This window comes from Vibrio sp. STUT-A11, from assembly GCF_026000435.1.
Classification (GTDB): domain Bacteria; phylum Pseudomonadota; class Gammaproteobacteria; order Enterobacterales; family Vibrionaceae; genus Vibrio.
In genome coordinates this window covers 1,117,917-1,134,482 of the sequence record NZ_AP026763.1, presented here as the reverse complement: position 1 = coordinate 1,134,482, position 16,566 = coordinate 1,117,917, and the positions used below count along the sequence as shown (strand labels likewise).

The 16,566-nt window shown below is 44.7% G+C and carries 12 protein-coding genes; 5 read left to right on the top strand and 7 right to left on the bottom strand.

All coding sequences use genetic code 11. The features are described from left to right. Complete coding sequence (locus OO774_RS05360) at window positions 1–1,404, top strand: DNA polymerase Y family protein (protein ID WP_264905329.1); 1,404 nt, start codon at window positions 1–3, stop codon at window positions 1,402–1,404. 6 nt (window positions 1,405–1,410) lie between these two features. Continuing rightward, window positions 1,411–4,485, top strand: coding sequence for an error-prone DNA polymerase (locus OO774_RS05355; RefSeq protein WP_264905327.1), 3,075 nt, complete (start codon window positions 1,411–1,413; stop codon window positions 4,483–4,485). Between the two features lie 280 nt (window positions 4,486–4,765). Here the strand turns inward: OO774_RS05355 and OO774_RS05350 are convergent, their stop codons facing one another. After that, complete coding sequence (locus tag OO774_RS05350) at window positions 4,766–5,983, bottom strand: ROK family protein (protein ID WP_264905325.1); 1,218 nt, start codon at window positions 5,981–5,983, stop codon at window positions 4,766–4,768. Between the two features lie 360 nt (window positions 5,984–6,343). On the opposite strand from OO774_RS05350, the gene pyk reads away from it, so the two are divergent. After that, window positions 6,344–7,786 carry a pyruvate kinase gene (gene pyk / locus OO774_RS05345; protein ID WP_264905323.1) on the top strand — a complete coding sequence of 481 codons (1,443 nt, stop codon included), beginning with the start codon at window positions 6,344–6,346 and terminating at the stop codon, window positions 7,784–7,786. A gap of 71 nt (window positions 7,787–7,857) precedes the next feature. Here pyk and OO774_RS05340 read toward each other — a convergent pair whose 3' ends face one another. Together OO774_RS05340 and OO774_RS05335 are read right to left on the bottom strand one after the other, a co-directional pair. Further along, window positions 7,858–9,015, bottom strand: coding sequence for a patatin-like phospholipase family protein (locus OO774_RS05340; protein ID WP_264905321.1), 1,158 nt, complete (start codon window positions 9,013–9,015; stop codon window positions 7,858–7,860). Window positions 9,016–9,047: 32 nt separating this feature from the next. Beyond that, a complete protein-coding gene (locus OO774_RS05335; RefSeq protein WP_020335625.1) occupies window positions 9,048–9,140 on the bottom strand; it encodes a YnhF family membrane protein in 93 nt (30 codons plus the stop codon). Between the two features lie 719 nt (window positions 9,141–9,859). Here OO774_RS05335 and OO774_RS05330 point away from each other — a divergent pair. After that, window positions 9,860–11,326 (top strand): sodium-dependent transporter, encoded by a 1,467-nt coding sequence (locus OO774_RS05330; protein WP_264905318.1) that lies wholly within the window; start codon window positions 9,860–9,862, stop codon window positions 11,324–11,326. After that, entirely contained in the window at window positions 11,323–11,418 is a 96-nt protein-coding gene (locus OO774_RS05325; RefSeq protein ID WP_264905316.1) for a MetS family NSS transporter small subunit, read from the top strand. Before OO774_RS05330 ends, OO774_RS05325 begins: the two co-directional genes overlap by 4 nt. Window positions 11,419–11,480: 62 nt before the next feature. On the opposite strand, the gene OO774_RS05320 is transcribed toward OO774_RS05325, so the two are convergent. The 4 genes from OO774_RS05320 to OO774_RS05305 form a co-directional block, all read right to left on the bottom strand. Beyond that, on the bottom strand, window positions 11,481–11,885 hold the full coding sequence (locus OO774_RS05320; protein ID WP_264905314.1) for a hypothetical protein: 405 nt from the start codon (window positions 11,883–11,885) through the stop codon (window positions 11,481–11,483). 273 nt (window positions 11,886–12,158) lie between these two features. Then, window positions 12,159–13,589, bottom strand: coding sequence for a PTS glucose transporter subunit IIBC (gene ptsG, locus OO774_RS05315; protein ID WP_264905312.1), 1,431 nt, complete (start codon window positions 13,587–13,589; stop codon window positions 12,159–12,161). Between the two features lie 483 nt (window positions 13,590–14,072). Next, the gene (locus OO774_RS05310) at window positions 14,073–14,531 is read right to left on the bottom strand and encodes a hypothetical protein (RefSeq protein ID WP_264905310.1); all 459 of its coding nucleotides are present in this window, start codon (window positions 14,529–14,531) and stop codon (window positions 14,073–14,075) included. Beyond that, on the bottom strand, window positions 14,531–16,147 hold the full coding sequence (locus tag OO774_RS05305; protein WP_264905308.1) for a PTS transporter subunit EIIC: 1,617 nt from the start codon (window positions 16,145–16,147) through the stop codon (window positions 14,531–14,533). Before OO774_RS05305 ends, OO774_RS05310 begins: the two co-directional genes overlap by 1 nt. Between the last annotated feature and the right edge of the window lie 419 nt (window positions 16,148–16,566).

Here is a 16,566-nt window from a genome sequence, read left to right as displayed (position 1 = left end):
ATGTCTCTGTGGATTTACTTGCACTTCCCTCGCTTACAATTAGACACCCTATTTGGTGACACTCAAGAGCAGCCAGTGGTGATTGTCGAAAACCAGCGCTGCCGAATCATTCAATACAACGATATTGCAGAGCAACAAGACATCAAGCTCAATATGGGGCTGGGCAGTGCTGCGTCTTTATGCCGTGACTTACAAGTACACCCTTACCATCCAAAAACTGAGCGGAAGAAATTGCAGGAGGTTGCCCAATGGCTGTACCTGATCACATCAGATGTGGTGCTGATGCCAAATCAGGGGATCCTGCTACGCGCAACGCCCATGCTCAGTCTCTATGAGGGGCTGGATAACTACTGGCACAAAGTCTCAACCCACCTCGCCATACTCAAACTGAGTGTTCAGTTTGGCTGTGGGTTTTCTCCATTATCTGCCAAACTCATGGCTCTGTCTGGAAGTAATCAGTTGATTGAAGACAAAGCGCGTATTCAGCAATTACTCTCCTCTTTGCCACTCACACTGACGGATTTATCCTCGGCGACGGTGGATAAGTTACACCGTGTCGGCGTGAGTACATTACAACACCTGCTTGAGCTGCCATTGCAGGACATCGCACGACGTTTTGATATTGATCTCGTGAACTATGTCGGTCGACTGACCGGACAATTTAAACACCCTGTCGACTTTTATCATCCTACGGAATCATTCCAGGTCTATCTGGAACTGTTATTTGAGCTCGAAAATGTTCAATGGGTCGAAAGGCCACTCGTGAAGTTACTTCGTCAACTCGAAACCTTTTTGAAGTTAAGAGATAAAGTGGCCTTCGAACTCCGTTTGACACTCCACCAGCGAGATAAACAAGAGCAGCACCTTCAACTCACTTCCGCACAAGGGGACTACTTGTGCCATCGCTGGCAGCAACTCGCTAGCCTGAGTCTTGAATCTCTCACGCTCAAGGGCCCTGTGATTGGCCTGACGTTACAGGTTATTCGCCAGGGCGAGCCCGTCAGCAGTGCTTGCGATCTCTTTGCCGGGCAGAAAGGCCAGATGAACACGTTGGAACTGCTCTCTTTATTGCAGGCTAAACTGGGGAAACACTCCGTACTTAAGCCAGAGATTGCTTGTGACCCAAGGCCAGAGAAAGCCTGCCAGTATCGCCCGGCCGATGAGCCCAATGTTGCGCTTTCACCCATTCCTCAATTGCTGCGTCCGGCTATGCAGTTACCTACACCGGTGCCACTTCAAGAACAGATTTCTCTGGTTCATGGGCCTGAGCGAATTGTCTCAGGATGGTGGGATGGCGATGAGATCATGCGTGATTACTACATTGCGCACACCAGACAAGGTCGCTGGTTATGGGTGTTTCGCGATCAACACAAACATTGGTTTCTTCATGGTTTTTTTTGTTAAGTCGTTATGAATTACGCAGAACTGTTTTGTCAGTCTAATTTCTCTTTTCTTACCGGTGCTTCTCATGCAGAAGAGCTGGTGCTGCAAGCTGCTTTCTTCCGTTATCAGGCCATTGCGATCACCGATGAATGTTCCGTCGCAGGTGTAGTAAAAGCGCATACCACGATCCAGCAACATAAACTCGATATCAAACAAATCGTTGGCAGCATGTTTTGGCTCAATGATGAATGCCAAGTGGTCTTATTATGCCCATGCCGTAAAGCTTATGCAGAATTGTGCCGCATCATCACCAATGCACGGCGACGCAGTGAAAAAGGCCGCTATCAACTCTCTGAATGGGATTTGATGTCGATTCGTCACTGCTTTGTTTTATGGTTCCCAACCCACAAAAATAGCGATCATTACTGGGGACGCTGGTTAAACCAACATCATACAAATCGCTTGTGGGTTGCTATCCAGCGTCACCTTGGTAGTGATGATTCGGCATATAGCAACCATTGTGAAAAGCTCGCCCATGAGCTGCAATTACCGATTACCGCGTGTGGTGGTGTGCTGATGCATTCGGTCGAACGCCTGCCGTTACAACATGTACTCACCGCAGTGAAACACGGTTGCAGCGTTGAGCAGCTCGGTTTTGAGCGGCTTTCCAATACTGAGCGTGCTTTGCGACCACTTAACAAACTCTCCCGTATCTACAAACCAGAGTGGCTCGTACAGAGCAAACACATCGCCGATTTGTGTGAATTTAAGCTGAGCGACCTGAAATACGAATACCCTGCCGAGTTAATCCCTGACGGCTACACGCCAGATTCTTACCTGCGTATGTTAGTTGAACGTGGCAAGAAAAGGCGTTTTCCTGAAGGTGTTCCAGAAGCTATCCAGCAAACGATCGAAAACGAACTCGCATTAATTAAAGCGCTGAAATACCACTATTACTTTTTAACTATTCACGACATTGTGATGTTTGCCAAAAAACAAGGCATTCTCTATCAGGGGCGCGGCTCTGCGGCAAACTCTGTCGTGTGCTATTGCCTGGAAATCACCTCCGTGGATCCAAGGCAAATCGCGGTACTGTTCGAACGCTTTATCAGTAAAGAGCGAGATGAGCCGCCTGATATTGACGTCGACTTTGAGCATGAACGCCGCGAAGAAGTCATTCAATACATCTATAAAAAATACGGTCGCGAGCGAGCGGCTCTGGCAGCAACCGTGATCAGCTATCGCTTCAAAAGCGCAGTCAGAGAAGTCGGTAAAGCATTGGGGATAGAAGAAACCCAGCTCGACTTTTTCATTAAAAACGTAAATCGCCGTGATCGTAGCCAAGGCTGGCAAGCGCAGATTGTCGAGCTCGGATTGCATCCAGAGTCACTCAAGGGGCAACAATTTATTCAACTGGTGAACGAGATCATCGGTTTTCCTCGCCACCTGTCTCAACACGTCGGTGGCTTTGTGATTTCTTCCGGACCGTTATACGAGCTAGTTCCGGTGGAAAACGCCGCGATGGAAGATCGCACCATCATTCAGTGGGACAAAGACGATTTAGAAAGCTTAAAGCTACTCAAAGTCGATGTGCTCGCATTAGGTATGCTGAATGCGATTAGAAAGTGCTTTCAACTGGTCGAAAAGCACCACCAGCGATCACTTTCCATTGCCGAGATCACCCGCCTTCAGGATGATCCCAATGTGTATCGTATGATCCAAAAAGCAGACACCGTCGGGGTATTTCAAATCGAATCCAGAGCGCAAATGAGCATGCTTCCTCGCTTAAAACCTACCTGTTATTACGACTTGGTGATTCAAATAGCGATTGTGCGTCCGGGACCCATTCAGGGTGATATGGTTCATCCCTTTCTGAAAAGACGCAATGGTGAAGAACCCGTCAGCTACCCTTCAGAAGCCGTGAAAAGTGTCTTAGAGCGAACCATGGGCGTGCCGATTTTTCAGGAACAGGTCATCAAGCTCGCAATGGTTGCAGCGGGCTTTAGTGGCGGTGAAGCCGACCAACTACGCCGGGCGATGGCTGCCTGGAAAAAGAATGGCGATCTCGCAAAATTCAGACCTAAGCTTATCGATGGTATGCGTGAGCGAGGCTACGATTTAGCGTTTGCTGAACGTATCTTCGAGCAAATTTGTGGTTTTGGTGAATACGGCTTCCCGGAAAGTCATTCCGCTTCATTTGCGGTGCTGGCGTATTGTTCGTCTTGGCTGAAATTCTATTACCCTGCTGAGTTTTATACGGCGCTATTGAATAGTCAGCCCATGGGTTTCTACAGCCCTTCCCAATTGGTGCAGGATGCCCGCCGCCATGGCATTGAAGTCTTACCTGTCTGCGTCAATCTTTCACACTATCAGCACCACCTGCTCCAGCGCCCTAACGGTCGGTTAGCCGTGCAACTTGGCTTTCGTTTAGTCAAAGGGCTCAGTGAAGAGAGCGCGAACCAACTCCGTAAGCGTCGCCCTCAAAATGGCTATCGCTCAATTCAGGAGGTAAAGCAGGTGTTGAGAAGTCGCCGAGATATCGAGCTGTTGGCCTCCGCGAATGCGTTGCAGATATTATCGGGCAATCGCTACAGTGCACGTTGGGCGGCCATGGACTCCCTATCGGACTTGCCTCTGTTTCATGATGTACAAGAGCCTGTTGCTGGCTATCAAACACAACCTTCTGAGTATGAAAACCTGATTGAAGATTATGCCAGTACCGGGCTTTCTCTCAATCGTCATCCGATTACTTTATTGGATCAAGCAGGTAAACTGCCTCGCTTTACTCGCATGCAGCAGTTAGTCGAGAAAGAACATAAATCACTGGTGACCGTTGTCGGGCTAGTGACCGGACGTCAATCTCCCGGCACCGCTGCAGGGGTTACCTTTATCACTTTAGAAGACGATACCGGGAATATTAATGTCGTAGTTTGGAGCGCCACTGCCCGAGCCCAAAAGCAAGCTTATCTCACATCAAAAGTCATGATGGTAAAGGGAATTTTAGAGAGAGAGGGAGAAGTCACCCACGTGATTGCTGGAAAACTGGTTGACTGCACTCATCACTTAGCGGAGCTACAAAGCAAATCACGCGACTTTCACTAGTTCATACCAATCTGGAAAATTAACTGGTCAGGGAACAGGGTTCGATAAACAAACTCTATTTGCCATGGATGACAAATCGAAGCCCCATGGATGGGTTGATGCGTGTTTGTGTTCGATGCCTGTTTTCTGGTTCTCTATAATTAAGTATGACCACTTTCTTACTTAGGTTGGTATCACTCGTGTTTCGCAATAGGCAAAAAATAAAAAGACAAATAACAAAAAGGGATGAAAACTCATGCTTCATCCCTTCCTATATGTCAGATATAAAATGTATAAAGGGTTATCCCTCTACCACTTTCATCAACAGTTGCCCGTCATACAGCGCTTGTTTTACAAGGGCTGCACCCGGCATTGTCGCTTGCTTGTAGAAACGAGACTCTACCAGTTCCAGATCTTGGTGATAAACTGGCAAACTCTGCTCTTCGATACAGCGACGAATTGCTGGGTAAAGAATGTCTTTCGCTTGGTTGATGACACCACCGATCAAAACCTTTTCCGGGTTAAAAAGGTTAATAACAATCGCAATTGCAGCCCCCAGGTAACCGCCTAGTTTTTCGATTACATCCACCGCAAGAGGATCACCATTCGCGGCTGCTTCGCATATGCTCTCGATGCTCATCTCTTCTTGCTCGGCAAGGCTCGATGCCTCTCCATCAGCAATACGTCTGACGACTTCCTCACGGATAGCCTGTGAGCTGGCAACAGTTTCCAGACATCCAATATTGCCACAATGGCAGCGTTTACCATTTGGATCGATCTGGATATGGCCTAATTCACCAATATTGCCGTGACGACCTTGCAAAACGCGACCATCGAGAATAATACCGGCACCTAGCCCATGGTGAATCGAAATCAGAACTGAGTTTTCATTCTCTTTAGAATGACCAAACAATTTTTCCGCCAGTGCCCAGGCTCGCGTATCGTTAGCAATAAATACGGGTAAACCTGTTGCCTTATATATTTCAGGCCCCAGAGCTAGATTTTCGACATTGTAATGCGGCATTTGCAACACAATGCCTTGCTCTGAGTTCACAAGACCTGGCAGCGTAATGGCAATACTGGTCACTCGATCTAACTGATCAGCATAGGTTTGAAAAAATTCATCAATTTCGTAAAGCAAGCGCTCAAGCACATCGTCTTGGTCCAGCTCATGAATTTCGATTTTTGTATCAATTAAGACATCGCCGCCGAGCTCATGGAGCGCGATAGTTAAATAACCACGGCCTAAACGCATCGACAGGAACTGCCAACCTTCATTATTAACCTGTAAACCGACAGCGGGACGACCACGACTGGTGGCCTCTTGAACGGTTGTTTCATGAATCAAGTGTGCTTCAATTAATTCTCGAGTAATTTTAGTAATACTTGCAGGTGCAAGCTCACTTTGCTTGGACAAATCAATTCGAGATATTGGACCCTTTAAGTCAATTAGTTTGTATACCCGACCAGCATTGATCTGTTTGATATGATCAATATGGCCCGGTTGAGCCATGTACATTGTGCACTCCAAAATTCTATAACACGGCAATTTTTTTACTTTGCGAACTAATTGTGAAGTGAATTAATAGATCCCCGTGACAAGCATCACGCAGAAACCTGTTTGTTTGTGTATTTAGTCAAATAACGGAAAATTTACACCTGTTAAATTGTGTAAAAAATAACTTAATTTTTTGACCAAATTAGTTATCCACTCCATGCGATTGGCGATCACTAAAAACATCAAGCGAATCTATGCAGTTGGTTTTTTATAAAGATGGAGAACTTTTTGCTCGTGTTCATCTTACCCAAAGCATTCTGTGCATATACTTAAATACAATTCGAGTTACCTTGTCCCACACTAGCATTCTTCGGAGAATCTATGACATCCAAATTGAGAAGAACAAAGATCGTTACCACACTTGGGCCTTCAACTGATAAAGACAACGTACTTGAGGAGATAATCAAAGCTGGCGCTAACGTCGTGCGGATGAACTTTTCACATGGTAGCAGCGAAGATCATATTCAACGTGCTAACAAAGTTCGTGCTATTGCCGCAAAACTAGGACGCCAAGTGGCTATCTTAGGCGACTTACAGGGGCCGAAAATCCGTGTGTCGACATTCAAAGATGGCAAAGTGATGCTCAAAGTCGGTGACAAATTTACCTTAGATAGCGACTTACCAAAAGGTGAAGGCAACCAAGAAACTGTCGGTTTAGACTACAAAGAATTACCACAAGACGTTGCACCGAACGATATTCTATTACTCGACGATGGTCGCGTTCAATTACAAGTCACCAGCGTAGAAGGCAATAAAGTTCACACTCGTGTCACGGTTGGTGGTGCCCTCTCAAACAACAAAGGCATCAATAAAAAAGGTGGCGGATTATCCGCTGATGCCCTAACGGAGAAAGATAAGGCGGACATTCTTACAGCCGCAGAAATCAAAGTCGATTATTTAGCGATTTCTTTCCCACGCAATGGCGAAGATATGCATTATGCACGACGCTTAGCCCGGGATGCGGGTTTGGAAGCGAAGTTGGTCGCTAAAGTAGAGCGCGCCGAAACCGTAGAGAGCAATGAGTCAATTGACGATATCATTATGGCCTCTGATGTTGTCATGGTCGCTCGCGGAGACTTAGGGGTAGAGATTGGTGATCCTGAACTTATTGGAGTACAGAAGAAGCTTATTCGTCGTGCCCGCAGCTTAAACCGTATCGTTATCACTGCAACCCAGATGATGGAATCGATGATCACAAGCCCAATGCCAACCCGTGCCGAAGTCATGGATGTGGCAAACGCGGTGTTAGATGGTACCGATGCGGTTATGCTATCGGGAGAAACCGCGGCGGGTGAATACCCAGTTGAAACCGTTAAGTCAATGGCTGAAGTCTGCATGGGTGCAGAGAAGATGTCTGAAGCCAGTCTTTCGACATATCGCCTTGAACGATCCTTTGATACCGCAGAAGAAACCATTGCGATGGCCACCATGTATTCTGCCAACCATATGAAAGGTATTAAGGCAATGATCTCCTTAACCGAGTCTGGCAGAACCGCTTTAATGATGTCTCGTCTGAGCTCAGGGTTACCTATTTTTGCCTTATCCAGAAATGAGTCAACATTGAACAGCGCCGCATTGTATAGAGGTGTAACGCCCGTCTATTTTGACTCCAAAGGCGATGCAGGGTTACCAACCGCACAAGATGCTATTAACTGTTTAAAACAACAAGGCTTTTTAGACGAAGGAGATTTGGTCATTATCACTCAAGGTGACGTAATGGATGTCGTTGGTTCAACCAACTGCATGCGTATTATGCCTGCATAATTTGATAACACAAAAGTCGAAGGGCTCTAATCAGAGCCCTTTTTAATGCCCATAAGGAGCAAGTCACAACTCTACGCGCTTTCACGCCCATCTAAGTCAAGATCAATATTCAGTTGGTCATAAAGCTGAACGAAGTTATAGCCAGCCTGCAAGCCTAACTGATAGTCATGTTCTAATGCTTCGGGATCACTTAACAAAGAAGAGGCCTGAAGGGCTTCTCTTGGTGCGATTTGTAGAATGAAAGTATCATCAGGTGGCGTAGAGAGGAATGCCTGAGTAAGCTCAAAGGTTTGATAATGGATCATCAGCATATCAGCTAAACCAGAGTCAAAATTCTCTCCGATAAGATGGCTCAAGCGATACAAGTTATCCGCTCCAAACAGCCATCGTCCGCCATTTAACAGCATTTCACCGGTCAGTTTCGATTGATGAGCAGTATTAATCTTCTGCTGGAAAAAGGATGCCCAGTCCGACTTCCACTGACTCACTTTTTGTTGCCAAGATTGCTGGACGGAGTTTATCGACTCGCGATACCACTGGACAGGCGTATCCCCTATTTCACTTTGTACTCTTGCATCGGTCTCAGAGTATGGCTCCGTGCGGATAACAATAATATTACGCGCATTCTGTCTCCATGCTTCCTGGACAGGGATAGAAGCAGAAACACCACCATCAACAAACTTATGCCCGCCTACATCAACGGGGCCAAGGTATAACTTGGGAATAGCGCACGTTGCTAACATAGTTTGAAACCAGCAATCGCCCAGCATGGGAAGGTACTGATCGGAGAGTGTTTCGACATTAGTGACAGCAGCAAAAGCTCCTCTTGTTCCTAATGCCTTGCGTCCCATATCGAGGTCCAGTTTGTAGGGAAAGTCCTGAATTCTTTCTAATGCCCACTCCAGCCCCAAATATTGCTGCTTACGAATATAACGGAAAAGATTAAAAAACTTGGGAGAGGTGGTCAGTTCAGTAATAAAAGCCTTACCCATACCATGTTGACGACATAAATAGGGACACAAGTTAAGTGCGCCAGCGGAAGTACCATAGAATTCATCGAAGGGATCAAAATTGGAAAGTAAGAATGCATCGAGCACTCCAGCGGTAAAAATTCCTCGCTGCCCTCCACCTTGCGTTACAAGAGCAGTTTTGCCATGCCTGAAATGTTCGTAAACATTGATATCGAGCTCAGTATGGCTATCAGTAATTATACCGCTGTTACGTATCATCGGCTTAAGCCTTCTAACAAAGCAAACTTATATTAGGCCGAAGTAATCGCAATAATTCCGTATGACAAAAGAACTGCGAAGACAGCGGCAACGATGATTAGTGCGGATTTGAGATCGTGTTCCATAAACACCTCCTTGAACTGTAACAAATTAATAACACCAGCGTGAAATATGTTCAAGATTTGCTTAATTTGTTCGCGCGGTTTTGACTAAGCCATCACAATTAGCGTAGGCATAATAAGGAGATAGGGCATGAATAATAAAATCAGCTATTTCGTTGCAAGTATTTTAATGAGTGTTGGCTAGGTATGATCGACACTGACACGGATTGCATGAACCAATTTCAATCCAATGTCGGAATAAGTTTTCGCTTTTAACCACAACACATCGACGAAACATCTTCTAGATGGTGTACAAAAGCTAGACATACCCCCTAAATAATCAAAATAGTCCTTATAACCAAGACAGTAGCCATATGGGAGTCATTTGTTTTGAGATCTAAGTCAAACATCCAAGATAAATTCCAAAAAAAACGAAATTAACCATATTATAACCAGACAAAATACTATTATTAACATTTAGAATCTGTTGCGCTTGTAATTATTAGAAGTTAGTCTGAATAGCGAAAACAGATAAATATTTCAGTTTTATCAAACACACATCATCAATTTAAGAGTTAAACTCTAAATTCCTTAGTGTGAAGTAGAATAAAAAATGGCAAATCAATAACAATTTAGAATTTAGGTCATAAAAACTGATGGATAACAGTTTCCCTAACTTTTAACAAACTGCCCTGCTTCACAGAAGGAGCTTCATTCCTTAGGGAGTTGTACAGGAGTCAAATATGAAGCGAGAACAATGGGGATCCCGCGCGGGATTCATCTTAGCAGCGGTAGGATCAGCTATCGGTCTGGGTAACATTTGGCGTTTCCCATACATGGCCTACGAAAACGGTGGCGGCGCATTTTTTATTCCTTACCTTTTTGCCATGATCACTGCAGGTATTCCATTCATGATCCTAGAGTTCAGTATGGGACAAAAATACCGTGGCTCAGCACCAAAGACACTAGCAAAGATTCATTCAAAATTTGAGTGGCTTGGTTGGTTTCAGGTGGGTGTCGCAGCAGTCATCGCCGTTTACTATGTTGCCGTGATCGGCTGGTCTATTTCTTACTTTGGTTTGTCGTTCAGCCAAGGTTGGGGAGCAGATACAAACGCGTATTTCTTCAGTGAGTACCTGAAGTTAGGTGATAATTCACCAACTAACCTAGGCAGCATCCAATGGAAAATTGCGTTGTCTATGGTGATTGCTTGGGCCATCACTTATGTTGCGATTGCGAGTGGTGTCAAGTCAGGAATCGAGCGTGCATCAAAGATCATGATGCCAGTTCTGTTCTTGATGGTGCTATTCCTTATCGGTCGCATGGTGTTTTTACCAGGTGCACTGGACGGTGTGAACTATATGTTCGAACCGGACTTCAGCAAAATTTGGGATGTTAAAGTCTGGGCCGCAGCTTATGGCCAGATCTTCTTTACCCTAAGTATCGGCTTTGCCATTATGCTGGCTTACTCTAGCTACTTGCCAGAAAAATCAGACATCACTAACAATGCGTTTATGACGGTATTGATTAACTGTGGTTTCTCTATTCTTTCCGGCATCATGATCTTCTCTGTATTGGGCTATATGGCTCAAGAGCAAGGTAAACCGTTAACAGAGGTGGTTTCTGCGGGTGTTGGTCTTGCGTTTGTAACGTTACCTGCGGCAATTAACCTATTGCCTGCACCTTACATTCTTGGCCCACTGTTCTTCTTTGCTTTAGTTGTCGCTGGTTTAAGCTCTCATATTTCAATTATGGAAGCAGTAACCTCAGCAATTATCGACAAATTAAACTGGACTCGTAAGAAAGCGGCAAACGTTGTGATTGGTACTGGTTTCATTGTATCCATGGCGTTCGCAACCAACGGTGGATTGTTACTGCTTGATCTGGTTGATCACTTTGCAAACAACGTAGGTATCATGGTTGGTGGCTTGATCGAAATCGTATTGATGGCGTGGCTATTAAACCGCGTTGCAGAAGTTCGCGGCTATGTAAACCAACGCTCTGATTTCTCAATTGGTCAATGGTTTGAAATCTGCTTACGTTTCGTCACACCAATCATGCTAGCTGTAATCTTGGCGACCAAGCTTTATGCTCTATTTACCGACGGCTATGGTGGTTACGATTTGACATTAGGCTGGGCATTAATTGCTGCGCTATTTATCTTCGGGCTATTAATTAACGCTGTAAACCGCAAGGAGACAACAAAATGACAACCAGCGCAATCATCATGATGGTTCTTGGCTTAGGCATTACTTGGGGTGGTGCGGCCATTTGCATCAAACGAGCAATGAATAAGCAATAACCCTTGTTACCAACAATAAAAAATGCCGGCTACTGAGCCGGCATTTTTCTTTGTAACTGAGATTAAAAGCTGTACTTCACACCAACGGCGCCGCCAAGTTGTAAATCTACACCTTTGTAAAGATCGAGCTCTGGATGAAGCTGAGCGTATACATCCCAGCCCTGAGAGAGATCCCAATTAACACCTAGTGGTACACGCACACCGAATTCATCATCCCACTCATACCAACCACCGACGCCGACATACCAGGTCACCGGAACATTTTGATCAAACGTACCGCGTTTGGCAATGTAATCAAAAGCCATACCGTCGTTACCAATAATCCCGCGGTAAGTCTTATCAATCTCGACAACAACGCTCAGTTGCTGATCGACAGCCATACCAACAGCTAAATCAGAGGTGCCATTAGCAGCCATTGCAGTGCCAGACATCAGTCCAGCTGCCAGTATTATTAGTTTCTTGTTCATAACCACTATCAATTCTTAAAAAAACATCGTGCATAATTCAAACACGACTGGATTTTATAATGTCAATGAAGGGTAAGAAGGATGTATGGAAACACGCAAGAAAGTGAAGATGAGTTTATCGTCACATGAATACAGGTAAGCGCTTTAATAGGAAGAAGTGTCGATATAGGAAGTTTGTATAACTATGCCATGATTAACGTATTGAAATTAGAGTACGCAGACATTAAGAAGGAGGCCGAAGCCCCCTTTCACATAAGCAGTGGACAACTGAGATTAGCCGTGGTTACGAATCCACTCATCCATTTCTGTTTTTAGGTTATCAGACTTAGTACCGAAGATAGCCTGAACACCACCAGCTACAACAACAACCCCTGCTGCGCCTAGCTGTTTTAGTTTGTCTTGGTCGACAGCTGCAGTGTCAGCCACTGCAACACGTAGACGCGTAATACATGCATCTAAACCAGTGATGTTCGCTTTACCACCGAATGCTGCTACAAGTTCACCACCCATGTCTGAGCCTGAAGTTGCCGCTGCACTTTCAGTTTCATCTTCACGGCCCGGTGTTTTTAGGTCAAGAGCAGTAATAACTGCGCGGAACACAACGTAGTAGATAACGGCGTAAACCAGACCTACACCAATCATCAGAACCATCTTTTGAGCATTACCAGACAACACTAAGAAGTCGATAAGACCGTGAGAGAAAGAAGTACCGTGAACAAAACCAAGGGTGTTCGAAACAACGTATGCAGAACCAGCGAGTAGCGCGTGGATTCCGTATAGTAGCGGAGCAACGAATAAGAACGAGAACTCGATCGGCTCAGTGATACCTGTCAGGAATGATGTTAATGCAGCTGACGCCATGATACCCAAAACTTTCGCTCGGTTTTCAGGCTTAGCACAATGAGCAATAGCAATCGCTGCCGCTGGTAGACCAAACATTTTGAACATGTAACCACCCGCTAGCTGACCGAAGCCATTACCAGCAGCACGTGACGCTTCATCAGCAACAAGGTAACAAGTTAACACACCGTTTTGAGCTTGACCTGCAGCGTTGACACATTTACCTGCTTCGAAGAAGAAAGGTACGTTCCATACATGGTGTAGACCAAATGGAATCAGTGAACGCTCAACAATACCGTAGATACCAAATGCTAGCTGTGGGTTTTGATCCGCAGCCCAGTGAGAGAACGCACTGATACCACTACCAATTGGTGGCCAGATGAAAGAAAGGATAACGCCTAGAATGATCGCACCAAAGCCAGTGATGATTGGCACAGCACGTTTACCCGCAAAGAAACCAAGGTATTCAGGCAACTGGATTTTGAAGAAACGGTTGAATGCCCAGGCAGCCAAACCACCACTTAAGATACCGCCTAGTACACCAGTATCGATTTTTTCAACACCCATGACGCCAGCCATTACACCAAGCGTCGCTGTCATAATACCGTAACCAACGATTGCAGCCAGACCTGCTACACCATCGTTATTTGTGAAGCCTAGAGCAACACCGACAGCAAATAGCAAGGCCATCTGACCAAATACAGAACCACCAGCTTGTTCCATTAGGTTAGAAACAATCTCTGGAATGAAACTCAGATGGGCAGCACCAACACCCAGAAGAATACCTGCAACCGGCAATACCGATACTGGAAGCATCAGTGATTTACCGACTTTTTGCAGGTTAGCAAAAAGGTTTTTGAACATGTTCAAGCTCCTGATAAGTATATAAGTATTATTTGGGTACTAACGGCCACCCCCCGTAGCCTAAATGTTAGCACCCAATTAAGATGTAACCACAAATTGAGTATATTTTATGGCTCAAAATATATTATTGATAACCCTCAAAGTTCCGGGACAATAACCCCTTCAAGATCACGAAAACAACAAATTGATTTATAAATCACTGTAAAAAATGCGACTCATAACAATAGACAATGACTTATTTTCTCTCATAAATACGACAAATATCACTAAAGGGAATAAGCAAACATAATCGCAGTGCAAATTCTGAGTTCAATAAACACCTTATTTATAAATTGACGAAAAAATCTAACAGAAGCATAGGCGATAAATAACACTTAGGGTGCTGAAATCGAGAATAAATTAAAATGAAGGGAAGATGAGTTTAGGCTTTTTAGAATATAAAAAGCCCGCTGACTTATCGCGGGCTTTTACTAGAAAGAAATGTTACTTCTGAGATTGCTGAGCGTGGACCTCATGCAAAGGTTCTCTGTCATACATGTAAAACTGTATCGCTGAGTACGCGGCATAAAGCCCTAGCGTTGCAAGAAAATATACAATCTTCTCTTTTTCACGAGATAAATATGATGACAAATCAAGTTGCGCAATCCCGCGACTGTTCTTTACTTGAAGCAGATACTTGCCTAGCGACTTGTTTATCATTTTAAAACAAACCGCGCAGTACCCCAGGTAAATGCCGATATAGGTCAACAGCATAATCACTACCGTTGCCAATAAAATCGGCAGAGCCATATCATCGTTTAATGAAAAGCCCGTTACCTTATCGCTCCACAAACCAGACACGAGAAATGCGAGAACAGACAAGACAACCTGAGTAAACATCTTAGCTATCATCAGGTCGATTACGAATGCGCCTGTTCTACGAAATTTGTCACCAATACTCATTATTTACCAAGTAGCGAGTTAATTTGAGCTTTGTAACCAGCAGCTTCAGCACCGTAAATAGCCTGAATACCAGTATCGCCAACTTTCACCAGGCCACGAGCACCAAGCTCTTGAGTCCAGTAATCATTTTCTTTAACTGCAGCACCATTTTTAACAGTGATACGTAAACGAGTGATACAAGCATCAACGTCAACGATGTTCTCAGCACCACCAAGTGCTTCGATCATGTCTTTTGCTTTTTGGTTGTCGCCAGCGCCGCCTTTTGCTGCGTGGTAGTCTTTCTTAGAGACAACCGCTACTGCGCTGCCTTTGCGACCCGGAGTTTTAATATCGAACTTAACGATAAACCAACGGAAAACAAAGAAGTAAACAAATGCGTATGCGATACCAACTAGAGGGATGAAGTACCAGTGGTTTTCAACACCCGTTACACCTGGAAGAATACCAAATAGCGAGAAGTCAATGAAACCACCACTAAATGTCATACCAACTTTAACATTCAGCATATCCATCAGCATGAACGAAATACCAGCCAATGGCACGTGGATCGCGTAGTAAAGCGCTGGAGATAGGAATAGGAATGTAAATTCGATTGGCTCTGTGATACCCGTTAGGAATGCAGTTAGCGCAACAGAGAACAGTAGACCACCTGCTGCTTTCTTGTTTTCGTCATCCGCTAGTGTGTACATCGCGTATGCTGCAGCTGGCAAACCAAACATCATGAATGGGAATTTACCTGTCATGAAGTTAGTAGAAGTAAACTGAGAGAAATCGCCAGACGCTAGAGATGCGAAGAAGACGTTTTGTGTACCTTTGATCACTTCACCAGCAACTTCTGCTGTCGCGCCGATTTCTGTCTGCCAAAGTGGCAAGTAGAATACGTGGTGCAGACCTACAGGAATTAGAGAACGCTCGATAACACCGAAGATGAAAGAAGCAATGTAGCCGTGGCCAGATGCTGTCATTTCACCTAGTGCCGCACCGATAGCGCCGAACGCGGCACCAAAGAATGGCCAGATGAAAGTCAGAACGATACCGTAGAACAGCGCTGCGAAAGCACTGATAATAGGAACAAAGCGAGCACCACCGAAGAAACCTAGGTAATCAGGCAGTTTTGCATCGTGGTATTTGTTATGAAGAACAACAGTGATTGCACCAGCGATCAAACCACCAAACACACCCATACTTAGCGTATTAGCAATACCTAGCGTATCAGCCAAGACACCCGCGTATTCACTACCCATAAGGATAACAGTGTTTGCGTCTGCGTTGATCATGTTTGCAACGACTAGCGTTTTAGCGATAGCAACGTTCATAACCAAGTAAGAGATAAGAGCCGCTAGTGCTGCAGCACCTTTTTCTGCACGAGCGAAGCCAACAGCAATCGCTAGAGCAAACATGACTGGAAGGTTTGCAAATACAATACCGCCAGCAGCAGTCATAACTTGTAGGAAGCTGTTTAACAGACTTCCATCTTGAAGCACATCGATATTGTACGCTTCGATCATTGTTGGGTTAGTAAAACTACCCCCGATACCCAACATGATACCCGCAGCTGGTAGCAAAGCGATGGGCAGCATAATGGATTGCGAAAGTTTACTAAAGAAACCTTTCATTAGTTTTGCTCCTGATAGAATTTTTAGAATAGTTAGAGGGCTAGCGGCACACCCCCGCAGCCTGAATGCTAGCCTCTATAGAATATATAACCGCGGACGCGATATATTTTCCGGCTCTAAATATATCGCGTAACTGGTACCGGTTTCTAGCAGATGCTTGAGATTAGTTTCAAAGTAATATGCAGATCACAGTCGAAAAGCTACTAAGCAATGCATTACATCATAGATAAAACACTGATTTATTTGAATTTATTAATTAACAACATTAATTTTAAAGAGTAAATAAAATAGCCATCATTGTTACTTTTTATCACAAAATAAATCTCGGTTAATTTGACACCACAAAATCAACAAAATCAGTTAACTCATCGAGTTTATATATATAAGATGGTAATTTGATATAAAAAAAGGGGCAAACG